General features: G+C 46.1%; 20 protein-coding genes. 5 read left to right on the plus strand and 15 right to left on the minus strand.

Translation table 11 applies throughout. The annotated features are described in order from the left end of the window. Positions 1-104 precede the first annotated feature (104 nt). Positions 105-1,124 (plus strand): galactose ABC transporter substrate-binding protein, encoded by a 1,020-nt coding sequence (locus tag HMPREF3093_RS08840; RefSeq protein WP_070756634.1) that lies wholly within the window; start codon positions 105-107, stop codon positions 1,122-1,124. Positions 1,125-1,201: 77 nt separating this feature from the next. After that, positions 1,202-1,369, plus strand: coding sequence for a hypothetical protein (locus tag HMPREF3093_RS09860; protein WP_180363304.1), 168 nt, complete (start codon positions 1,202-1,204; stop codon positions 1,367-1,369). A 61-nt stretch (positions 1,370-1,430) separates the two neighbouring features. Here HMPREF3093_RS09860 and dusB read toward each other — a convergent pair whose 3' ends face one another. The 10 genes from dusB to pth all read right to left on the minus strand — a co-directional run bounded on the left by dusB (position 1,431) and on the right by pth (position 13,463). Further along, positions 1,431-2,462: a tRNA dihydrouridine synthase DusB gene (gene dusB, locus HMPREF3093_RS08845; RefSeq protein WP_035364950.1), complete on the minus strand. Its 1,032-nt coding sequence runs from the start codon at positions 2,460-2,462 to the stop codon at positions 1,431-1,433. A gap of 1 nt (position 2,463) precedes the next feature. Then, positions 2,464-3,375 carry an Hsp33 family molecular chaperone HslO gene (gene hslO, locus HMPREF3093_RS08850; protein ID WP_070756636.1) on the minus strand — a complete coding sequence of 304 codons (912 nt, stop codon included), beginning with the start codon at positions 3,373-3,375 and terminating at the stop codon, positions 2,464-2,466. 134 nt (positions 3,376-3,509) lie between these two features. Next, on the minus strand, positions 3,510-5,561 hold the full coding sequence (gene ftsH, locus HMPREF3093_RS08855; protein ID WP_070756639.1) for an ATP-dependent zinc metalloprotease FtsH: 2,052 nt from the start codon (positions 5,559-5,561) through the stop codon (positions 3,510-3,512). A gap of 168 nt (positions 5,562-5,729) precedes the next feature. After that, on the minus strand, positions 5,730-6,275 hold the full coding sequence (gene hpt / locus HMPREF3093_RS08860) for a hypoxanthine phosphoribosyltransferase (RefSeq protein WP_070756641.1): 546 nt from the start codon (positions 6,273-6,275) through the stop codon (positions 5,730-5,732). 29 nt (positions 6,276-6,304) lie between these two features. Further along, positions 6,305-7,768: a tRNA lysidine(34) synthetase TilS gene (gene tilS, locus HMPREF3093_RS08865; protein WP_070756643.1), complete on the minus strand. Its 1,464-nt coding sequence runs from the start codon at positions 7,766-7,768 to the stop codon at positions 6,305-6,307. 99 nt (positions 7,769-7,867) lie between these two features. Beyond that, positions 7,868-8,368, minus strand: a complete 501-nt coding sequence (locus tag HMPREF3093_RS08870) for a S1 domain-containing RNA-binding protein (protein ID WP_070756646.1) — start codon at positions 8,366-8,368, stop codon at positions 7,868-7,870. 62 nt (positions 8,369-8,430) lie between these two features. Further along, the gene (locus tag HMPREF3093_RS08875) at positions 8,431-8,796 is read right to left on the minus strand and encodes an FtsB family cell division protein (protein ID WP_070756648.1); all 366 of its coding nucleotides are present in this window, start codon (positions 8,794-8,796) and stop codon (positions 8,431-8,433) included. Between the two features lie 138 nt (positions 8,797-8,934). Next, positions 8,935-9,225, minus strand: a complete 291-nt coding sequence (locus tag HMPREF3093_RS08880; protein ID WP_070756651.1) for an RNA-binding S4 domain-containing protein — start codon at positions 9,223-9,225, stop codon at positions 8,935-8,937. A 1-nt stretch (position 9,226) separates the two neighbouring features. Next, complete coding sequence (gene mfd, locus HMPREF3093_RS08885; protein WP_070756654.1) at positions 9,227-12,778, minus strand: transcription-repair coupling factor; 3,552 nt, start codon at positions 12,776-12,778, stop codon at positions 9,227-9,229. Between the two features lie 124 nt (positions 12,779-12,902). Continuing rightward, positions 12,903-13,463 carry an aminoacyl-tRNA hydrolase gene (pth, locus tag HMPREF3093_RS08890; protein ID WP_070756657.1) on the minus strand — a complete coding sequence of 187 codons (561 nt, stop codon included), beginning with the start codon at positions 13,461-13,463 and terminating at the stop codon, positions 12,903-12,905. A gap of 181 nt (positions 13,464-13,644) precedes the next feature. On the opposite strand from pth, the gene HMPREF3093_RS08895 reads away from it, so the two are divergent. Further along, positions 13,645-14,604 carry an L-lactate dehydrogenase gene (locus HMPREF3093_RS08895; RefSeq protein WP_023392487.1) on the plus strand — a complete coding sequence of 320 codons (960 nt, stop codon included), beginning with the start codon at positions 13,645-13,647 and terminating at the stop codon, positions 14,602-14,604. Between the two features lie 107 nt (positions 14,605-14,711). Here HMPREF3093_RS08895 and HMPREF3093_RS08900 read toward each other — a convergent pair whose 3' ends face one another. The 3 genes from HMPREF3093_RS08900 to HMPREF3093_RS08910 are packed head-to-tail and all read right to left on the minus strand — an operon-like array spanning position 14,712 to position 18,356. Further along, positions 14,712-16,658: a PTS fructose transporter subunit IIABC gene (locus HMPREF3093_RS08900; RefSeq protein ID WP_070756659.1), complete on the minus strand. Its 1,947-nt coding sequence runs from the start codon at positions 16,656-16,658 to the stop codon at positions 14,712-14,714. A gap of 28 nt (positions 16,659-16,686) precedes the next feature. Next, on the minus strand, positions 16,687-17,604 hold the full coding sequence (gene pfkB, locus HMPREF3093_RS08905) for a 1-phosphofructokinase (protein WP_070756661.1): 918 nt from the start codon (positions 17,602-17,604) through the stop codon (positions 16,687-16,689). Between the two features lie 5 nt (positions 17,605-17,609). Then, positions 17,610-18,356 (minus strand): DeoR/GlpR family DNA-binding transcription regulator, encoded by a 747-nt coding sequence (locus HMPREF3093_RS08910; protein ID WP_070756664.1) that lies wholly within the window; start codon positions 18,354-18,356, stop codon positions 17,610-17,612. Positions 18,357-18,608: 252 nt separating this feature from the next. Here HMPREF3093_RS08910 and HMPREF3093_RS08915 point away from each other — a divergent pair, with 252 nt between their 5' ends. Both HMPREF3093_RS08915 and HMPREF3093_RS08920 read left to right on the plus strand, forming a co-directional pair. After that, a complete protein-coding gene (locus HMPREF3093_RS08915) occupies positions 18,609-19,541 on the plus strand; it encodes an ABC transporter ATP-binding protein (RefSeq protein WP_070756667.1) in 933 nt (310 codons plus the stop codon). After that, positions 19,534-20,256, plus strand: a complete 723-nt coding sequence (locus HMPREF3093_RS08920) for a lantibiotic ABC transporter permease (protein WP_070756670.1) — start codon at positions 19,534-19,536, stop codon at positions 20,254-20,256. The genes HMPREF3093_RS08915 and HMPREF3093_RS08920 overlap by 8 nt, the downstream gene beginning before the upstream one ends. 112 nt (positions 20,257-20,368) lie before the next feature. Here the strand turns inward: HMPREF3093_RS08920 and tuf are convergent, their stop codons facing one another. Continuing rightward, on the minus strand, positions 20,369-21,556 hold the full coding sequence (gene tuf, locus HMPREF3093_RS08925) for an elongation factor Tu (RefSeq protein WP_070756672.1): 1,188 nt from the start codon (positions 21,554-21,556) through the stop codon (positions 20,369-20,371). 162 nt (positions 21,557-21,718) lie between these two features. Beyond that, the gene (fusA, locus tag HMPREF3093_RS08930; RefSeq protein ID WP_070756675.1) at positions 21,719-23,809 is read right to left on the minus strand and encodes an elongation factor G; all 2,091 of its coding nucleotides are present in this window, start codon (positions 23,807-23,809) and stop codon (positions 21,719-21,721) included. Between the last annotated feature and the right edge of the window lie 27 nt (positions 23,810-23,836).

Consider the following 23,836-nt stretch of genomic DNA (forward strand, 5'->3'; position numbering starts at 1 on the left):
CCGTAAATTTTCTAACCTGGAGTGTAAAAAAATCAATGTAATCGTTTTACACACCGTGTTATACTCAATTCAACAAAATAAAATCCTTAAAGGAGTCGATCTTTATGAAAAAAGTCATTACATGGTGCGCCATCTTCTGCCTATTCTGCTTAGCGCTAGTTCCTAGCCTCAGCCCTAAAGTTCAAGCCGAAGATAAGAACATCAAAATTGGGGTAGCTTTCTACAAATACGATGACGCTTATATGTCTTCTGTACGTGTAGCGCTTGAAAAAATCGCCAAAGAGCATCCCAACGTTGAACTCATCGTCAATGACTCTCAAAACGACCAAGCTAAACAAAACGACCAAATCGATGTCATGATTCAAAAGGGCGTGGATGTCCTCTTGATTAACGTGGTAGACACCGGGGCAGCAGAAGCAGTCGTTCAAAAAGCTAAAGACGCGAATATTCCACTCGTGCTCTTCAACCGTGAACCAGCAACTGACGTTGTTAAAGCTTACGACAAAGCTCGTTTCGTTGGGACAACCGCTAAAGAAGCTGGGATTATCCAAGGTAAGATGATTGCGGAACTCTGGAAATCTGACAAGAAATATGACCGCAATGGTAACGGCAAATTAGATTACGTTATGTTAATCGGTGACCCAGAAAACCCAGAAGCAATCGCTCGTACAAAATATGCTGTTGATACTTTAACCGAAGCTAAGATTGAAGTGAACAAATTAGGTGACCAAGTTGCTAACTGGGATCCAGACAAAGCAAAAACTGCAACTGACGCTTGGTTAGCTAAAGACGCTGACAACATCGACGTCATCATCTCTAATAACGACTCAATGGCTTCTGGTGCTATTGCTGCTCTCCAAGGCGCCGGCTTCAACACTGATGCTAAAGCAGACAAGAAGATTCCTGTATTTGGGGTAGATGCGACTGAAGAAGCAGTAGACCTCATTGCTCGTGGCATTATGACTGGTACTGTAAAACAAGATGCTGAAGGGATGGCTAAAGCTGTCTTCGCACTCTCTTACAATGCAGGTCAAGGCAAAGACTTCTTAGACGGCACTGACTACAAGTACGACGACACGCAAGTCGCTGTACGTATTCCTTACCAAGCCTTCAACGGCCAATAGGCTATTATCGAAGGGTATTTCCTTTAGGCAAGTTCCTCTGGGGCTTGCCTTGCTTTATCAACACTAGGAGGCACGCAATGACCACCCAAGAGTCCACCGAAAACAAGCCTGAGGTAGGCAAAACTTCACCCAGACGCACCAATCTATATGAGGGCATTCATCTATCCGAGCGCACCCTCAATATCATCATCGGTATGATTATCGGGTTGTTGGCTCTAACCCTCTACTTCGCCTTACCGCGTTAAGGCAGACAAAAAATAGGCTGAGACAAAAGTCTCAGCCTATTTTTTTATCTACATACAAGGACTAAGCTTCGACTACCGTCTCTTGGCTAGCCTTGCGCGCTAATTCTTTAGCTTCACGTTCTTCCACCTGATCTACAAAATCACGTAGAAGTTGCTTCACAACAGTTGGATCTTCAGTCTCATTGACCGCCACCTTAACCTTAGAAGATCGCGGAATACCTTTAAGATAGTAATGGGCTTGGGTCCGAAATTCTCGCGTTGCAGTCCGATCACCCTTGAGGTCTACCAAGCGTTCTAGATGGTCGATGGCCGTATCAATTTTCTGTCTCGCCGTCATTGCCGGCAAGAGTTCACCGGTCTCAACATAGTGGACCATCTGCTGGATAACCCATGGATTGCCTAGAGCTGCACGCCCCACCATGACACCATCTACACCCGTCGTATCAAGCAAGTATTTGAGTTCTTCAGGCGTTCTAACATCCCCATTCCCAACAAAAGGAATGGTTTTAAGTTCTTTCTTAACTTGCGCCAAAATATCCCAGTTGGCCTTGCCTTCATACATCTGTACCCGGGTCCGGCCGTGCATGGCCACCATGGAAGCACCTGCGCGTTCAGCTGCTAAGGCATTTTCAATGGCGTAAAGATGTTCATCATCCCAACCAGTCCGCATTTTTACTGTGACTGGCTTCTGAACAGCATCCACTACTGCTGCAACCATTTCATAAACCTTGTTCGGGTCTAAGAGCCAACGCGCTCCTGCTTCTGCCTTAATGACCTTGTTGACAGGACAACCCATATTAATATCAATAATGGCACACTCAGTATTTTCAGCAACATATTTAGCCGCCTCTACCAAAGTTTCTTTATTACCTCCCATTATTTGAATGCTGAGAGGATACTCATTTGGCTCAATGTGTAGCATGCTCAAGGTCTTGTCATTACGGAACTGAATCCCCTTGTCACTAATCATCTCGCAAACAACTAGGCCCGCACCAAATTGTTTTACAATGGTCCGAAAGGCCGCATTTGATACTCCCGCCATGGGTGCTACCACTACCGGGTTTGGAATCTCAATTTCTCTAATTTTGAACAAGCTATACCTCCTCTGCGTCTGCTTCTTGCCCTGCAGCTTCACCTGCTGCGATGATGGCCTCTAATTCTTGAACACTATAGTCGTAGTGGTTCTCACAATAATGGCAGACTACTTCAGCGCCCCCATCTTCATCAATCATAGCTTGGATTTCCTTACGACCTAAGGACTGAATACCGTGTCCATAGGCTTCCTTAGAGCAACCGCAATAGAAAGAGACATCTTTCTTAGAAAGGACTTCAGAATTACCATGCCCAACTAAGAGATCCAATAGAGCCTCTAAGCTTGGTTGTGACTCCAAGAGATCGGAGAAACGGCCTAAATCCGCAATGCGTTTTTCAATGAAGTCAATGGTTTCATCAGTGGCCCCAGGCATCACTTGAATCATAAAACCACCAGATTTAGCCACTGACTCATCCGGATTAACCAAGACAGAGAGTCCAATACAAGAAGCCGTTTGTTCAGACACAGCCATATAATAGGTGAAATCTTCTGCCAATTCCCCGCTCACCAGTGGCACTTGCCCTGCGAAAAGCTCCTTATTACCTAAGAGTTTGCGTACAGCCATATTGCCCGGCATACCCACTGCCCTAGCAACGTCTAACTTGCCAATGGCATTGAGTTCTAAGGCCACCTGCGGATTAGATACAAAGCCACGTACATGACCGTAGGCATCTCCTTCCGCAATAATCCGGCCTACTGGTCCCGTTCCGAGAATTTCTACTCGCAAACGTTCGTCTCCCTTAGAATTAGCTGCTAGTAAAAGGGTCCCCACCAGGGTCCGACCTAAGACAGCTGTTGCGGTATGCCAAGTTTTGTGCCGATTGACTGCTTCTTGGACAACCCCAGTAGCATCCAAAACCAAAACTCGCAATTGGCCATCGAATGCCAAGGCTGTTAATAATTGATCTGACATGTTTGCTTCCTCCATCTCCCAATGGGAGTCATTATATTCCGTTTCTAAGTATATCAGACCCCACCAGTTTAGCAAGTCTTTGGCCTAGTGCTAATAGGCAAAAAAATCAGACCCATGAGGTCTGATTTTCCTTATTAGGCTTGATGATGTTCAGACGGCACTTGGTCATCTGCAATGATACGGTCGCCAGCTTCCAGCGCTTCTTCTACACGTGAAGGAGTCGCTTTTTGATCTTGACTTTCGGCCGAAGTAGGAGTGTCTGTTTCTTCAGACTTTGCTACTTGCTCAGGCATCTTCCCAGTCTTGAAGAGAGACTCAATTTGCGCCGCTTCTAAGGTCTCAACTTCAAGCAGTTTCTCTGCAATCAGGTTGAGTTGCTCGCGGTGCTCATTGATAATGCGGTGTGCCTCTTCATGAGCTTGGTTCAATAATTGACGCACTTCGTTGTCAATCTCATAGGCTACCTGATCAGAATAAGCAGGTTTCTGGCCATAGTCACGACCAACGAAGACGGTATGGTTGCCTTCGTATTGAACCGGCCCTAAGCGGTCAGACATCCCATATTCAGTGACCATACTACGCGCAATCTTAGTCGCTTGTTGGAAGTCATTGCTAGCCCCAGTAGATTGAGTGTTGAAGACAATCTCTTCGGCAGCACGACCACCCAGGAGCCCTACCATTTGATCGTAGAGTTCCTTACGAGTCACAATATAAGCATCTTCACGAGGTAACATGACCGCATAACCACCTGCACGTCCGCGTGGCACGATGGTCACCTTATGAACAACACGTGCGTCACTTAAGACCATCCCAATGATGGTATGCCCCGCCTCGTGGTAAGCCACGGTACGGCGTTGTTGTTCAGAAATCACACGATCCTTCTTAGCTGGCCCCGCAATAACCCGGTCATGGGCTTCTGCGATGTCCGCTTGGGTAATCGCCTTATGGTCAAAACGTGCTGCTACTAAAGCTGCTTCGTTCAGTAAGTTTTCCAACTCAGCACCTGAGAAGCCAGGCGTTTGTTGTGCCACAACCTTAAGGTCAACTTCTGTTTCTAATTTCTTGTTACGGGCATGGACTTGAAGAATCTGTTCCCGCCCCTTAACATCTGGGTTACCCACTAAAATCTGACGGTCAAAACGACCTGGACGTAAGAGGGCTGGGTCGAGAACATCCGAACGGTTAGTCGCCGCAATGACGATGACCCCTTCGTTCCCTTCGAAACCGTCCATCTCAACCAGCAATTGGTTAAGGGTTTGTTCACGTTCATCATGTCCGCCCCCGAGACCTGCGCCCCGTTGACGACCCACAGCATCAATTTCATCAATGAAGATAATAGCTGGGGCATTCTTTTTAGCATTCTCGAAGAGATCCCGTACCCGGCTAGCCCCGACCCCGACGAACATCTCGACGAATTCAGAACCTGACATGGTGAAGAAGGGAACCCCCGCTTCACCGGCTACTGCCTTGGCTAAGAGAGTTTTACCCGTCCCTGGAGGGCCCTCCAGTAAGACACCGGCTGGGATACGCGCCCCCAACTTGGTGAAACGTTTAGGATCCTTAAGGAATTCTACTACCTCTACCAGTTCTTGCTTTTCTTCTTCAGCACCCGCTACATCACTGAAGCGGACTTTGACTTTCTGCTTGGAAATATCCTTGGAGCGTGACTTACCAAAGTTCATGGCCCCTCGCATACCGCCACCGCCAGCACCACTCTGGAACATGTTGTAGAGGAAGAAGCCCATCATACCCATTAAGAGTAGCATTGGTAGGATATTAGCCCACAGTACCATATTGGATTCGGCCAAGGTCTTCATCTTGACCCCTTGTTGGGTCGCTATTTCCGTCAATAACTTAAGCGTGCTATCGTTACCTAGCACTCGGCTGGTGAATTGAGTGGCAGTCTCACTTCCACCTTGGAAGAGGGCCACAAAGTTGGTTTGTTCTGAGCGTGTTGTCCCGGTCTTGTATTTACCTTTGACATTATAAACACCGGAACCAATCTGGACATCCATCTCGGCAATCTTGCCGTCCGCAATCTCTGTCATCAACTCACTCTGGGTGAGTTCCTTGACTTGGCCGCCCCCTAGAGCCCCTGATAGGGCATGGAAGAGCATAAAGAGCATGGCTAATGCCATCATAGATGTCAGAATGTTCCGCGTCGAATTACGATTTGGGTTTTGCATAGATGCTGTTCGACTCCTTTGTCTTGATCATTCTGTTCATTCTTGTATTTTATCATATTTTGCCATAGGGTCCTAATGGAAGGTCCCTGTAAGGCTGGGCTTTACCAATATTTAAGGTTTGTTTTCGCCAAAAGACCCTAGATCACAGTCTAGGGTCTGGCACATGGCCTATTTGCTTTCGTAGACGGCAGGTGATAAGACACCGATATAAGGAAGGTTACGGTACTCTTGTTTATAGTCCAAGCCATATCCCACTACGAATTCATTGGGAATATCTAAGCCCACATAATCTGCTTCCATATTGTTGACACGACGCTCTTTCTTATCCAAGAGGGTACATACTTTAACAGAATTAGCCTTACGATAGTGGAGCAGGTCCACAATGTACTTAAGGGTTTGCCCGGTATCGATGATATCTTCCACAATCAGAATATCCTTACCTTCGACACGAGTATCTAAGTCTTTGACAATCTTGACTTCACCCGATGACTGGAGGGCTTCACCATAACTCGATACGTCCATGAAATCAATGGTCAAGTAGCAATCCATAGCACGAATAATGTCAGCCATAAAAATTGCTGCCCCTCGTAAAATCCCAACGACCACTACTTCTTTATCTTTGTAGTCTTCCGTTAAGGTTTTGCCTAGACGGGCCACTGCTTCTGCAATTTCTTCTTGGGTTACTAGTACTTTTAAAATGTCTTTCTCTAACATTGAGCTTTCTCTCCTTTTTATCTAGTGTCTTACTGCCGTGTCTTCCGATAAAGGAATATATGAGTTATTTTATCAGTTTGTGGCCCGCGAGACAATGGGGAATTGCTAACTGGCCCCAACCATACGATTTCATCTTTTTCATCTACAAGAACTTTGATTTGATTTCGCTCATCGCTAGGCAACTTAAGGTCCATGAGGATTCTGCCAACTTTCTTATGATAGACTTGACCTAATTCGTCGCATATTGCAACTTGGTCACCGTCTTGTCTCTGTCTTAGCTGGAAATTGAGTGGGGCCGTCTCCTGGGCCTGACTTAAATGTAGGCCTGCCCAACCTTCAGCCGCTTCACGCATTTCCGGTGACACCTGATGAGCTGCAAAAATCCCCGCTTCTGAACTACCATCTAGGGCATACCAGTGGTTGAGTCGACTTAAGATTAAACGTTGACCAAAATAAGCTTTTGGTCCCGCCTCTTCTGGTAAGATTTGGACGTAATCATAGCGTTTGACTGCTACCCAACCATGTCCTAACTGCAAACGTTGATTAGGATCACGACGGTTACGCATCATCTGCTGCAATTGACCTACTAAATCGCGATTATAAGCGGGCACATCTTCGATTAGGCGTTCCTCAAAGAAAATTCGCAGGTACATATTGAATTTTGCCTCTGGCAAAGCCAGAAAGGCTGGAATATAAAGCAACCAATAATGATTAGTCGAATACATGAGTAGCTGAGGCTCAAGATTCAGATAATCCGCATACTGGACGGTGTAGGAATCTTGAATCTGTTGCTGAATGGTCAAAAGATTTTGTAGTAACTGAGGATTCTCCTGCATCAGTTGCGGGATATAGGTATGACGGAATCGATTGCGTACAAAGTGATCCATGTAGTTAGAAGCATCTTCAAAATAAGTCACATTGAACTTCTCAGCATAAGCCTCTAGTTCCGCCTTGGTCACCCCAATAAAGGGCCTCATTATGGTTGGCATGACAGTATGACCACTTGGGTCACTCATCAGGCGCTGATAACAGCCTCGAATACCTTGCAAGCCACGAATGGAGGTGCCACGTGTCATCCGCATTAAGAAGGTCTCAGCCACATCATTAAGATGATGGGCGGTCATCAAAATATCCGCTTCAGTTGTCCGAATCACTTCTGCGAAAAATTGATAACGGGCGTCACGCGCCTGAGCTTCCACATTAGTGGCAGCCGGTTCGCCCCACTCCGTCGCAAAATAAATACAGCCATATTCTGCCACAATTTCCTTAATAGCGACGGCCTCATTGTCTGATTCTGGTCGCAACTTGTGATTGAAATGGGCGACGACCAACTGCAGATGAGCATATTGTCGCAACTGATTCAATTCATGCATCAATCTAAGCATGACCATGGAATCAACCCCGCCGGATACAGCTAAGACCACCGTCTTAGCCTCTAGCCAAGCTGGCCATGACTCTAGCTGAGCCTTGACTTCCCGCATTAATTTTTCCATCTAGATTCTCCTTTAGATACAAAAAGCAGCCTAAAAGGCTGCTCTTATATCCTGTATTAGCGCACGACAAGAAAACTATCGCGCGTTAGCAAGACATCCCTAGCTACGTCGGCCGCCACGACCGCCGCGTTTGCCTTCGGTGTTACGTCTTAATGAGGACAGACGATCTTCGCTGTCCTTTAGGAAGTTACTCATTAATTGGTCAAAATCATCCAACTTACGGCTGTTATTATTTCCCGCATTGTTGAAGTTAGGGCGATTCCCACCCTCATCTTGACGACTCTTGAAGCGTGGGGCACGTTGATTATGTGGTGCAGCGCCTTCTTGACGTTCACGTTTAGGACGTGCAGGTGCCTCTGCAGGTCGATCACTGGCTTGACGAATAGACAGGCTAATTTTACCGTCGTCAGCGATGGATAAGACCTTCACCGCAACTTCTTGGCCGACTGTTAAGACGGAACTAATCTCCTTAACATAGCCGTCTGAAACCTCACTAATGTGAACTAAACCTGTTTTATTATCTGGCAAGCTAATAAAAGCCCCAAAGTGTGTAATCCCTGTGACTTTCCCTGTGATTTTTTGCCCTACTTCGATTGACATACGATGTCTTATCCTCCCTTAAGTTCTTTCATCCTTATATTCTATTCAGTAACTCTCATCCCTTACGGATGCTTGGTATCTTCCTGATGCGAAGATCCTAACTCGAAAATAATCTCACCTGGCTTGGTGTAGTAATAATCACGTCGCGCCACATCCTCTAGATAGGCTGGATCCTTCATTTGCTGAGTTGCTTGGAAAACTTCACGGTTCTCTTTAACGGCTTGCTCCTGGTCCGCCTTGGCCTCTTGATGGGCTTGCTCGGCAGTCACTTGATCCTGATAAGCCCGCCATAATGGAATCCCTGCGAAGGCAAGAGCTCCAATCAGAATGACATGAAATATCAGGCGTCGTCCGTGAGAGTGCGGATGTTTTGTCTGACGGGGTGAGGAAGTCTGAACAGATTCCTGTGGATCTAATTTATAATTCATTCTTTTCACCTCCATGATAAACCTAGTTTGAGTATATCAATATTCGCGCCTAATTTCCATTCAAACTTGTCGTTTTTCCAAGTTTTTTTGCGAGCTTGGCTCGAGGTAGCATAGCTGAGGCCCTAGCCAAGCCCTATTTTAAGCTAGAAACTCGTCTACTTGACGAACTTCATTATTAAGGCGCTCTTCACCCAAGATTTCGTAGAGATTACTTGCTTCTTCTTTCTTGGTGTTTTCTTTGAGGTCGGTCACTCGTACTGTTAATAGTCGGTTACCAAAGCGAATCACCAACTCATCGCCTACCTTCACAGCAGAGCTAGATTTAGCTACTTGGCCATTCAAGGTAATACGACCTTGGTCCGCCACTTCTTTGGCAATGGTCCGACGCTTAATCAAACGCGAAACCTTTAAATACTTATCTAATCTCATCTTACTTCTCCTTATTCTTACTAGTGTCGTCTAACAAAAGACTGGCTACCTGACGAGCTAATTGCTTAAGGGCTCCTAGCCAAACATAGGATGGCTGCTCTAGGATATCCAAGCTAATCACCTGGCGCGAACCCTCTTGAGACACGGTGGATTTCTGGGAAATGCCAGCCAAGGCTTCAAAGAGCTTGGCGCCTCGTAATTGTTCTGAGGCCACCTGGTTGAAGCTGACCTTGACATGACGTGGAGTCTGCTGAATTTTAACAATGCCAGCTTCGAGCCCATAATGTTTAATCAAGGCAATTTCCAATAAATCCGCCACCTCATCTGGGAATTCACCATAGCGGTCAATCAACTGATCTTGCAGATTACGATAGGCTTCTTCAGAATCAATCTGTTGAATTTGCTTATAGACCGAAATCTTTTGCCGTTCATCGGCGATATAGCTGGCTGGAATATAGGCGTCGATTAGCAGATGCCATTCAATCTGGTTGCTAGCCTGACTTGGTGTTTGCCCAATTTTCTTACCCCGCTTAATATCAACAGCTTCTTTAAGCATTTGGGAATAAAGGTCAAACCCGACAGAATCAATAAAGCCGGATTGTTGTTTACCCAGCAGATTCCCTGCCCCTCGAATGGACAGGTCCCGCATAGCAATCTTAAAGCCTGATCCCAACTCTGTAAATTCGCGGACAGCCTGCAATCTTTTCTCACTGACCTCACTGAGTGACTTAAATGGCTCATACATCAAATAAGCATAGGCCACTCGATTGGTGCGCCCTACCCGCCCACGTAATTGGTAAAGCGTGGATAAACCCATATGGTCCGCATCTTCAACAAAAAGGGTATTAACATTAGGAATATCAACCCCTGTCTCAATTATGGTGGTAGTCACCAGGACATCGTAAGCCCCTTGGATAAAGTCCACTAGCACCGTCTCCAATTCCACTTCCGACATCTGACCGTGAGCATAAGCTACCCTAGCCTCTGGCACCAAAGCCTGGATTTCCATGGCCCGACGCTCAATAGTCGCCACTCGATTATAGAGATAGAAGACCTGACCTTCGCGTGCTAGCTCACGTTCAATACCTGACTTAATCGCTCCATCATTGCGCTCCATGACATAGGTCTGGACGGGGAAACGGTTATTGGGTGGTGTCTCAATCAAGGACAAGTCGCGAACACCTATCATGGACATATGCAAGGTGCGAGGAATTGGCGTCGCCGTCAAGGTTAAGACATCAACCTGTGACTTGAGTTGCTTGAGCCGTTCCTTGTGCTTGACCCCAAAACGTTGCTCCTCATCGACAATCAACAGGCCTAAATCCTGAAACTGGACATCTTTAGAGACCAAGCGATGAGTCCCGACCACAATATTTACGGCCCCCGTTAGCAAGTCATCAATGGTCTGGTCTTGTTGCTTTTTAGATACAAAACGACTCATAAGTCGAATTTCAAAAGGGTAATCAGCAAAACGCTGAACCAAAGAATTATAGTGTTGCTGAGCTAAAATCGTAGTAGGGACCAAAAAGGCTACTTGCTTGCCGTCCATGACCGCCTTGAAAATGGCCCGCATGGCTACTTCGGTCTTGCCGTAACCTACGTCACCGACTAGTAGGCGGTCCATGGGCTTACTTTTTTCCATATCCGCCTTGATTTCCATAGCGGATCGAAGTTGGTCCTCGGTCTCCACATATGCAAAGGCTGACTCGAACTCACTCTGTTCTGGTGTATCAGGCCCAAAAGCATACCCAACTTCTCGTTCTCGCTTAGCGTAGAGGGCGATTAATTCATCCGCAATGTCTTCAATTTTAGCCGCTACCTTGCGCTTAGTCTTAGCCCACTCAGTGCCCCCTAGCTTGTTAAGCTTAGGTGTCTTGGCTTCTGAGGCAACATATTTTTGTAGCAGATGAATTTGATCGACTGGTATCAGAATGCGTGAGTCATCTTGATAAACAACTGACAAGAGATCCTTATGAATGCCATTCATTTCAATGGTATCCATACCACGGAATTGACCAATCCCATGATGAACATGGACTACATAGTCACCAACTTCTAATTCCGAGTAACTCTTAATCCGTTCAGCATTGGTTAGCTTAGTGCGAGATTGACGAGCCTGACGCTTTTTCAATTTATTGAAGAGTTCTTTTTCAGTTACCACTACCCACTTCAAGACAGGCAGTTCAAAACCATTTGATAGAGCTCCTACGCCAATATTGATAACCTTGGCTTGGGCTTGCCCTTCTGTTACCACGCTAGGGCCGATATGAAATTCCTCGAAAAGCGCTTCAACCTTCCGGGCTTGTTCCAAACTCCCTACAGCTACTTGAATGGTATAGCCTTGTTTCAGCCAGTGATCCATCTCCGTTTTGACGAGAGGCATTTGGTTAAAGAAAGGGTTGAGGGTGCGATACTGGAAGGAATGCACTGCTCCTAAAGACTGATGTCCCAACCCTCGATGCATGACCGACAGATAGAGCAAGGCACCTGAGTAAGCTCGCACACAGGATTGAAAATCTGCTTTAACAGCCAATCCAGGTATCAGCAGACCTTTCTGAGTCTCCTGTTCAATCCAAAACTGATCTTCCTCAACCAGATGAAGAGCCTGTTGCTGTAGCTTATCAAATTCTGACAGAACTAAAAGTCCTTGCTCTCCTAAATAATCAAGGAGCGTCACCACTTGGTCATCCTGAGCCAAGCTCAGATAAGCATGCGGATACTTGAGAGGCTCGCCATGGCGCAACTGATCCAACTGATTGCTGAGACCCGCTTCCATGGCCTCTCTTAATTCTTGATCCTTCACTTTCTTCAGGGCGCGCGCCTTCATATCCTCTAAACGTGGTAAGAGGGCTTGTTGTGCTTCTAGGCCAAATAAGACATCTTGAGCTGGCAGGATTTGGACAGAGTCTAGATTTTCAATCGAGGACTGGGTCTCAGCATTAAAGGCCCGAATAGAATCCAGCTCGGTATCAAAGAAATCCAAACGAATCGGATATTCGGCGGATACTGGGAAGAAGTCAATGATACTCCCGCGTACGCTAAACTCACCCGGTTGTTCTACCAAGCTAGCCCGATGATAACCCCAAGCGGTCAAGACACTTTCTAGCTGGCGTCGTTCCCAGTTATCTCCAAGTTCAAGAGTATGTTGAGCTTGACGCCATTGATTAGGGTGAGTCAATTGTTTTCGTAAACCGGCTACATTAGTAACTACAATACAGGGCTCGCCGTGAGCTAGTTGGTTAAGGATCTGAATCCGGTCCCGCATCTGATCCTCCGAAGCAAAGGCAAATTCAATGGCCAGAGCCTCCTCCACTACAAAAGCCTGCACGGGCACCTGGGGCAGAAGCTGTGTTAAATCATCTACTAACTGTCCCAACTTGCTAGCAATGGGCTCCACAATCAAGAGTGGCCGGGGACGAGCTTGGAAAAGCTGAGCCAGCATGACGGCACGAGCACTATCATCAATTCCAGTCACTAACTGGGGTAAGCTGCCCGCCTCTATTTGATTGATGGCCTTAATCGCCGTCAGAAAAGCATCTTGCGCAAATTCCATGTTTTTCCTACTTTCTCTCTAGTAAAACTGGCTCAGAGATTTGAGTCAGCTAATGCCACAAGAGGCTGCAACGTCTACCCACCCCTGGGAGAGTCGCAACCTATCTTAAGGTTTATCGTGTCTTTTAGTTATATTGGTTCATTAATTGAACGAAAGTTTCGCCCTTAGCCCAGGCCCTCAACAAGTCGGTTGTCTGGTCAATTTTCTGTTCTATTAAAGGGCGGTCATCTGTATCGAAACGTTGTAGAACATGGTCCACAACCTTGCGTCCATATTGAGGGCGGCCAATGCCAATCTTGACCCGCTTGAAATCTTGGGTCCCTAGCATTTCGATAATGCTCTTCACCCCATTGTGGCCACCCGCACTACCTGACTGGCGTAGACGCAACTTGCCAGGATCCAAATCCAAGTCATCATAAACCACCACAAGCTCGTCAGGGCTAATATTATAATAGGACATAAGAGGCAAGACAGCTTCACCCGATAGGTTCATAAAGGTATAAGGTTTGACCAAGAGCACCTTTTCGTCTCCCACTCGCCAAATAGTATAATCGGCACGAAATTTTTGGTCGGTCAATTTCAAACCTTCTTGACGCGCCAAAGCATCAATGACATCAAAACCCACATTATGGCGCGTCCCCTGATACTTATCACCAGGGTTCCCTAATCCAACGATTAACTTCATCCTGCTCCCTCCTCTGCATTTTCTATTATAACACATGTTTGGAGCATGTCACTAACAGAAAGATTCACTAGGCGAACTGTATTATTCACCACAATAAACTGTACTACTCAAAAAATTTCCTCTTCACATTTTTGAAAAGAGTGGTATAATATAGCCAAGTGATAGAAAGGAGATATTCACTATGAAACAACCAAAGAACAAGATTATTTTAGTCGGTGATGGCGCAGTCGGATCTAGCTTTGCTTTCTCTCTCGTTAACCAAAACATCGGCCGTGAACTCGGCATCATTGATATCAACAAGGACAAGACAGTCGGGGACGCTTTAGACCTCTCTCACGCCTTAGCCTTCACTTCACCTAAGGAAATTTACTCTGCTGAATACAGCGACTGCGGTGACGCAGATATCGTCGTATTAACAGCTGGTGCAGCACAAAAACCAGGTGAAACTCGCTTGGATCTCGTTCACAAAAACTTAAGCATCTACAAATCAGTTATTAAACAAATCGTAGACTCTGGTTTTAACGGTATTTTCTTGGTTGCTGCCAACCCAGTGGATATCTTAACTTATGCAACCTGGAAGTTCTCCGGTTTCCCTAAAGAGCGCGTTATCGGTTCTGGGACTACCTTAGACACCGCTCGTTTCCGTCAAGAAATCGCACAACTTATCGGTGTTGATGCGCGTAACGTCCACGGTTATATCTTAGGTGAACACGGGGATACTGAATTCCCTGTTTGGTCTCACGCTAACGTGGGTGGCTTGACTATCTATGAATGGGTCAAAAACCACCCAGACACTGACGAACAAGCCTTAGTTGAAATGTTCTTCAAAGTTCGTGACGCTGCTTACGAAATCATCTCTAAAAAAGGCGCAACCTACTACGGGATTGCTGTTACCTTGGCTCGTATCTGCCGTGCTATCTTAGACGATGAAAAGGCAATCTTCCCTCTCTCTGTCTACTTAGACGGTGAGTATGGTCAATCAGACCTCTACATCGGGGCTCCAGCTATCTTGGGTCGCGAAGGGGTTGTTTCTGTCATTGAAATCCCACTTAACGACTCTGAGTTGGACAAGATGAATGCTTCTGCAAGCACCCTCAAAGCAGTTACTGCCGATGGTTTTGCTCGCTTAGAAGAAAACTAATCTCCCTATCAAATCGATTATCCGCACCTGGCTCCTTGCCAGGTGCTTTTTTAGGCTTAATGAAGCCATAAAAAAGAAGCCAAGACCGCAGTCTTGGCTGTTTGAGCTTATTTTTTGTTTTGGTTACGTAAGGTCAAGCTCAAGAGGAAGGCCCCTAAGAAGCTGGCACCAACCCAAATCGCTAAATAGAGCAATGGATTCGTTACACCACCCGCTAACATAGCGAAGACCCCGCCGTGTGGCACCTTGCTGACGATACCAAAGAGCATGCTTAAGGCACCCGCTACACCGGCAGAAACTGCCAATGGAGGAATAACCTTCAATGGGTTGGCTGCAGCAAATGGAATAGCCCCTTCCGTGATGAAGGCTGCACCCATGACATAGTTAACTAGAGCTGAGTTACGTTCTTCTTCTGGCCAGAGGTTTTTGTTGAGGGTTGCTGCCAAGGCAATCGCCAACGGTGGCACCATCCCACCAACCATAACGGCTGCCATAACGTTTGAACCTGCGCCTGCTGATTGTGTCACTAAGGCAGTCCCTGTAACGTAAGCGGCCTTGTTAATTGGACCACCCATATCAATTGACATCATGGCACCGACTAAGAAACCTAAGACTAAGGCTGAACCTGTGCTCATACCGTTGAGGAAGTCTTGCAATCCTTGCATAACAGCCCCCATTGGGCCGTTCACAACGAAGAGCATGAGGAAGGACATAATCAGGACCCCAAAAACTGGGAAGAGGAAGATTGGTTTCAAACCTTCAAGTGATTTTGGTAGCCAAGCAAAAGCTAGACGGAGGACATAGATAATCCCACCAGCCAAGAAGCCGGCTACTAAGGCGCCTAAGAAACCTGACGGAATGCTTTTCTCAAAGAGACCTACCGCTCCAAAGTCAGACAAGACAGATGGATTAGCTAAAATCCCACCCATAAAACCAACAACCAAACCAGGACGGTCAGCAATTGAATGACCGATAAAACCAGCTAACATTGGCAACATCATAGCAAAAGCTAGTTTACCTGTTACAAAGAGGAATTGCGCTATTTGATTATAGCTAGCATCTTCAGGGTTAAAGGAATTAATCCCCCAGAAGAAGGACAAGGCAATTAAAATCCCACCAGATACCACAAACGGCAACATATGAGAAACCCCGTTCATTAAGTGCTTGTAGAATTGACGACCAATGGATTCTTTACCGACTTCAAGATCTGCGGCGCCAGCACCTTCTGCTGCGTGGTAGATTGGCGCCTCTGCTTTTGCCGCTTTAGCTACTAATTCATCAGCTTTGTGGATACCATCTGCTACTTTAGTGACAATGACTGGTTTGCCGTTAAAGCGCGCCATTTCAACTTGCTTATCCGCTGCTACGATAATGGCTGTCGCCTTTTTGATGTCGTCAACAGTCAAACGGTTGCCGACACCGGCCTGCCCGTTGGTTTCAACTTTAATCTTGATACCTGCGGCTTTCCCGGCTTGTTTGAGCTTTTCTTCTGCCATAAAAGTATGGGCAATCCCAGTTGGGCAAGCTGTTACGGCCAAGACATAGACATCTTCTTGCACAGGACTTACTGGCTCAGCCGCAGGAGCTTGGGCTGTTTCTTCTGCTTCAGCTGCGGTAAAAACTGCCACTACTTCTTCAGGGGTTTTTGCGGCTGCTAAAGCTGCTTTAGTTGCTGGTTGCATGAGGACAGAAGATAATTTAGCTAAGGCTTGCAAGTGCTCGCCACCACCACCTGCAGGTGCTGCAATCATGAAGACAAATTTGGCAGCTTGGCCATCAAAGCTCTCCCAGTCAATCCCTGCGTCACTACGCCCAAAGACGATAGCTGCTGATTTGATTGATTCATGTTGGGCATGAGGAATGGCAATCTCGTCACCAACACCCGTTGTTGATTGGGCTTCGCGGGCTTCTAAAGCAGCTACGTAAGCGTCAACGTCGGAGACGCCACCTGCTTGGTGGAAGCGCTCTGCCAAATACTTAAGCGTTGATGGCTTATCTGTTGTACTCAATTGGAGGTCCATAGCCTCTTTAACAAATAATTCTGATAATTTCACTTTCTATTTCTCCTTTGAATTTCCTAGGCTAATGCGCGACAACATGAATTTGATTTACTAGGTCATCAATCAATTGACGTTCAGCTATCCAAACCGAATAGGCTGTCGCACTCCCGGTAGCAGCACCACGTTTTAGAGATTGAGCAAAATCGCCTGTCTCCAAGTAGGTGGCCACAAAACCTGCCAACATAGAATCGCCTGCCCCGACTGAGTTAACCACTCTTCCCTTAGGGATATCTGAGCTAAAGACTTGGCCATCCTCAGTTAGAAGTAAGGCGCCCTCACCACCGCGAGATACAATAATGTGACGTGCTCCTAATTCCTGAAGTTTCTTGGCATAATGGATTATTTCTGCCTCATCCTTCAAGCTAACCCCAAAAATCTCACCTAATTCATGATGATTAGGCTTGATGACAAAAGGTCGATAAGGCAAGCATTCGGTTAAGAGTTGCTTGTTGGTATCCAGCACAAATTTTGCGCCCCGCTCTTGGCAGAGTTTGGCGAAAGCAATATAGGCCTTGACGTCAAGTCCAGGGGCCGCATTCCCTGCTAAGAAGACCACATCATCTGAGCTTAAGTCTCGCTCAAAAATTGCCAATAATTCCGCAAACTTTTCCGGACTCACTTGGGGGCCTGCAGCATTGATTTCTGTCTCTTCTTGAGACTTGACTTTGACATTAACCCGCGTAATGCCATCCACTTCAACAAAAAGTGGTTTGACACCTTCTTGAATGAGGGTGTCTTTGATATATTGACCGGTAAATCCACCTACGAATCCAGTCGCGTAGTTGACATGCCCTAAGCGCTGTAAGACAAGGGATGCGTTGATTCCCTTACCTCCGGCAACATAGGCCTCTCCCTTGGATCGATTCAACTCTCCTAGCTGACATTGGTCAACCTGGATGACGAGATCGACGGCAGGGTTAAAGGTAATCGTATAAATCACGAAATTTAACACTCCTTCACTGTCGTGACTTGCACAAGAGGTGCCCGTTGCCCCTCTGTTAAGGCATGAGTGATAAGAATCGCCTCTTCCAAATTGGCGACATGACAGAAACTGACCCGTCCCATCTTGGAAGCATCCGCCAAAACATAGACTTGGTTGGCCTGCTGCATGGCTTGTTGCTTAAGGGCTGCCTCCTCCTGGTCTGGCGTCGTATAGCCCCATTCCGCATCCACCCCGTTCATGCCCATAAAAACATGGTCAAAACGATAGCGTGCTAATTGAGCCTGAGCTTGCGCTCCAATTATGGCCCGCGTCTTGGGCTTAACTTGGCCACCTAACAAGATGACGGACTCGCCATAGTCACACAGCAAGTCAGCTTGACTGAGTCCATTGGTAACCACCGTCACACCCTGCCCAACCAAATGCGGTATCATAGCCAAGGTCGTGGTACCTGCGTCTAGGTAGATGACCTGGCCTGCTGTCACCTGTGCGGCTGCTGTCTCAGCAATAAGGGCCTTGTCACTACTGTTCCGCCCTAGCTTTTCCTTATAGCTAGATTCGCGATCCAAATGATAGACGCGTTTGGCACCGCCACGAACTCGCACCAGGCGTCCTGCTTCTTCCAACTGAGATAAATCCCGCCGTATAGTGGACTCTGATACTGATAGCTTGGCCATCAAATCTTGTAGGCTGACAACATGCGCTTGCTCTAGTTCTGATAGAATTAGTTGATGTCGCGTTTGAGTTAACACTCTTATCACCTCACACCCAGATTATACACCGCTTTCGGTCACCTTTCAAGCGTTTTCTGTCATTTTCAATCATAAACCGGTCATTTTCATTCAAATGCAAATTTGCCGGCACCTCACTTTGGTATAATTTTTTGCTTTCAGAAAACACTCTTGCTCTCTCCCAAAACTTTAGAAAGATTTGAGATTTGCTTGAGAGATATTTGAAATTCACTTGATAAGCTATAGATAAGAAATAAGCAAAGGAGTAAGATCATGGAAGATATCTTAGTCATTCAAAATCTTAGTAAGCATTATGGCGACCAAGTGGCTTTGGACTCGCTCAGCCTCAAGCTAAAGAAAGGAGAAATCTATGGCCTAATCGGTCAAAACGGAGCGGGTAAAAGCACCTTAATCAAATTAATTACCCAAATAATCGCACCAAGTCAAGGCACCGTCTCCATTTTGGGCTCTCGAACCCCTAAAGAATGGACTAGTTCCCTCCAACATGTGGGTTCTGTCATTGAAACACCTGTGGCACACCAACATCTATCTGCCTACGACAATCTTCGCTTTTACTGCTTGGATCGTGGTATCAAAAAACCAGATAGTCGGATTAAGGAAACCTTGGACTATGTCGGCTTAAGCCAAACTGGCGCCAAAAAATTTCGGGACTTCTCTCTGGGAATGAAACAACGTCTGGGTATCGCCATTGCCATTCTATCTCGGCCTGATTTACTCATCTTGGACGAGCCTATCAATGGTCTGGACCCTGTCGGCATTCAAGAGTTTCGCGAGATGGTCCTCCGCCTTAACTGCGAGCTTGGCATGACCCTGATTATTTCTAGCCATATCTTGTCAGAATTATACTTGGTGGCTAGCCGCTTTGGTTTCATTCATCAAGGACGGCTCATCCAAGAGCTTTCCAAGGAGGACTTCGACCGCGAAAGTGGCGATTATATTATCCTCCAGTCCCAAAAGGCTCAGATGGCTAAGGACTTTGTCCAAAAACAACTAGGTTTTAGACTTAAATCGAGCCATCAGACCGACCAATTACAGTTAATCGGCAAAGCTGAGGAGATACCAGAACTTGCTAAGGCCTTAGTTTTAGCTGACATTCCAATCAGTGCAATTTACTACGCCCATAAAGATTTAGAGCGATACTTTACCGATTTAATTCAGGTTCAAGGGGGAAAACAGTATGCTTAATAGTATCAAAGCTGATTATTACCGTCTAGTCCGCTCCGTCGGATTTTGGGGCATTCAAGCCTTCTGTGTCCTGGGCATTCTGCTAGCCATTTTTACTTCGCGAGTTACTACTTCTAGTTCTGGCTTCTGCTTCGCCATGGATGCCGTATCTTATAACATAGGCCTACTTTTTATCGCCTGCAATGTGGTGACCACCCTACTCTTAGGAGTCGACCTTAACAACAAACTCTACCATAATAATCTGACTACTGGCAAAACCCGTGGCCAGTATTACCTAGCTAAGTCTCTGACCATTGCTAGTCTTATTCTCTTACAATTTTTCCTTCTCTACGCAGCAGGTTACGTCATTGAATTCTTACGGTCAGGAGGCCAGATGGGTAGTCTACCAGCAGATTTTTGGCCTAAGTTTCTGATTACCTTCCTGATTCAGTGCCTTTGTACCTATGCTTGGTTCTGCGTTACCAGCTTCGTCCTCTTCCTGACCCGCAACTACAGTATGGTCTTTATTGTCTACTTTACCGTTTTTATCTTCTTGAAAATCCCTGGCGAATTGATTGACCCAAATAATGATTGGTTTAAGGCTATTGTCATGGAATTTGTCTATGAGAGTACAGCTAGCTTTAGTATGACTAGTAAGACTGCTATTTTCGCCTTGGCCTTAAGTCTCATCTTTACACTCGCCGGCATCTATACCTTCAAGCGCCGCGACCTCTAAAACCTATCTACAAATAAAGTCCCCCTATGTCATCTGACACAGGGGGCTTATTTTGGATATAGAAAAAGGGCCTCCGAAGAGACCCTTTTGGAAAGGCATATTAAGCTTAGAATTAAGCTAAGACTTTAGATACCACACCGGCACCTACAGTACGGCCACCTTCACGAATAGAGAACTTAGTCCCTTCTTCGATCGCGATTGGGTGGATCAATTCAACAACCATTTGTACGTTGTCGCCTGGCATAACCATTTCAGTACCTTCTGGTAAAGTAACAACACCAGTTACGTCAGTTGTACGGAAGTAGAATTGTGGACGGTAGTTTGAGAAGAATGGAGTGTGACGACCACCTTCTTCTTTAGACAATACGTACACTTCAGCTTCGAACTTAGTGTGTGGAGTGATTGAACCTGGTTTAGATAATACTTGACCACGTTGGATTTGGTCACGAGTTACACCACGTAACAAGGTACCAACGTTGTCCCCAGCTTCAGCGTAATCCAATAACTTACGGAACATTTCAACACCGGTAACGGTAGTCTTAGAAGTTTCTTCTTCGATACCAACGATTTCAACTTCGTCACCAACGCGAACTTGACCACGTTCAACACGACCAGTTGCAACAGTACCACGACCAGTGATAGAGAATACGTCTTCGACTGGCATCATGAATGGCTTGTCAGTGTCACGTTCTGGTTCTGGAATGTAAGCATCAACTTGTTCCATCAATTCTAAAACCTTAGCTTCGTAGTTAGCGTCGCCTTCTAAAGCTTTCAAAGCTGAACCAGCGATAACTGGAGTGTCGTCGCCTGGGAAGTCGTATTCAGACAAGAGGTCACGAACTTCCATTTCAACTAATTCGAGCAATTCTTCGTCGTCAACCATGTCAACTTTGTTCAAGAATACTACGATGTAAGGAACACCAACTTGACGAGACAAGAGGATGTGTTCACGAGTTTGTGGCATTGGGCCGTCAGCAGCAGATACAACGAGGATCGCGCCGTCCATTTGAGCAGCACCAGTGATCATGTTTTTAACGTAGTCCGCGTGACCTGGGCAGTCAACGTGAGCGTAGTGACGGTTAGCTGTTTCGTACTCGATGTGAGAAGTGTTGATTGTGATCCCACGTTCTTTTTCTTCTGGAGCGTTATCGATTTGGTCGTATGAACGAGCTTCACCGAAACCTTGTTTAGCTAATACAGTTGCGATTGCAGCTGATAAGGTAGTTTTACCATGGTCAACGTGACCAATTGTACCAATGTTTACGTGTGGTTTAGAACGGTCAAATTTTTGTTTTGCCATTTTAATTTCTGCCTCCTAAAAATAGTTGAGTTTGTTTTATAGATTTCAATTAAATCTATCAGTAGTATTATACCTAGAAATGGGGCAAAATTCAAGATTTTGCACCATTTTCTAGGCTTTGGGAATAACGCTTATTCGTTATTCCAAGCAAGTCCTATCAGATTAGTCTTCTGACTTGCCGCCGTATTTCTTGATGATTTCTTCTGCGATTGACTTCGGCACATCTTCATAGTGGTCGAAGGTCATAGAGAAGGTACCACGCCCTTGAGTTGCAGAACGCAAGGTAGTTGCGTAACCGAACATTTCAGACAATGGAATCATACCTTTAACGATTTGAGCGTTACCGCGTACTTCAGAACCTTCAACGCGACCGCGACGAGAGTTCACGTGACCCATAACGTCCCCGAAGTATTCTTCAGGTACAGTGATTTCAACTGCCATCATAGGTTCCAAGATGCTTGGGTTAGCTTTCTTAGCAGCTGCACGGAGTGCTAAGGACGCCGCTACCTTAAAGGCAGTTTCAGAAGAGTCGACATCGTGGTAAGAACCATCGTAAAGCTTAGCTTTGATATCTACCATTGGGAAGCCTGCGAGGACACCATTTTCCATAGCGTCTTTCAAACCAGCTTCAACCGCTGGGATGTATTCACGAGGAACCACACCACCGACGATTGCGTTTTCGAATTCGAAACCAGCACCTTCTTCGTTTGGTGTAAATTCGATCCATACGTGACCGTATTGACCTTTACCACCAGACTGACGAACGAACTTACCTTCTGCTTGAGTTGCAGCACGGAAGGTTTCACGGTAAGAAACTTGTGGAGCACCCACGTTAGCTTCTACCTTGAATTCACGACGCATACGGTCAACGATGATATCCAAGTGTAACTCACCCATACCTGCGATAACTGTTTCGCCAGTTTCTTGGTTAGTGTAAGCACGGAAGGTTGGGTCTTCTTCAGCCAATTTTTGTAAGGCTACACCCATCTTATCTTGGTCAGCTTTTGATTTAGGCTCAATCGCTACTTCGATAACTGGTTCTGGGAATTCCATAGACTCGAGGATTACTTCGTTCTTCTCGTCACAAAGAGTGTCCCCAGTAGTAGTGTCTTTCAAACCAACAGCTGCTGCGATATCCCCAGAGAATACTTCAGGAATTTCTTGACGGTGGTTGGCATGCATTTGTAAGATACGGCCGACACGTTCACGTTTGCCTTTAGTAGCGTTTTGAACGTAAGAACCGGATTGTAAAGTACCAGAGTAAACACGGAAGAAGGTTAAACGACCTACGAATGGGTCAGTCATAACTTTGAAGGCCAAAGCAGAGAATGGCTCTTCATCGCTTGCATGACGTTCTACTTCAGCGTCAGTATCAGGGTCAATCCCTTTGATCGCTGGAACGTCTAATGGAGATGGAAGGTAGTCGATAACCCCATCCAACATTAATTGAACCCCTTTGTTCTTGAAGGCAGAACCACAGAATACTGGGTAGAAGTCCGCTGCAACAGTTGCTTTACGGATTGCTGCTTTCAAGGTAGGTACGTCGATTTCTTCGCCTTCCAAGTAAGCCATCATGAGTTCTTCGTCAGTTTCAGCAACTGCTTCAACTAACTTAGTACGCCATTCTTCAGCTAAATCTTGTAAGTCACCTGGGATTTCGATTTCTTCAATGTCAGTCCCTAAGTCGTTAGTGTAGTTGTAGGCTTTCATTTCCACTAAGTCAATGATACCTGAGAACTCATCTTCAGCACCAATTGGTAATTGAACTGGATGAGCGTTTGCTTGTAAGCGTTCGTGCAAGGTTCTTACAGAGTATAAGAAGTCCGCACCAATCTTGTCCATCTTGTTGATGAAGACCAAGCGAGGAACACCGTAAGTGGTAGCTTGACGCCATACGGTTTCAGTTTGAGGTTCTACCCCAGACTGAGCATCCAATAAGGCAACGGCACCATCAAGAACCCGGAGAGAACGTTCTACTTCGACAGTGAAGTCCACGTGCCCTGGTGTGTCGATGATGTTAATCCGGTGGTTAGCCCATTGCGCAGTAGTTGCGGCAGAGGTGATGGTAATCCCACGTTCTTGTTCTTGCTCCATCCAGTCCATTTGGGAAGCCCCTTCGTGGGTTTCACCAATTTTGTGGATACGGCCGGTATAGTACAAGACACGTTCAGTCGTGGTGGTTTTACCAGCATCGATGTGGGCCATGATACCAATATTACGAGTTTTCTCTAGCGAAAATTCTCTTTTTGCCATCTTTTTGTTTTACCCCTTTTCAGTTGT

It is taken from the genome of Abiotrophia sp. HMSC24B09, assembly GCF_001815865.1.
In the GTDB taxonomy this organism is placed as follows: domain Bacteria; phylum Bacillota; class Bacilli; order Lactobacillales; family Aerococcaceae; genus Abiotrophia.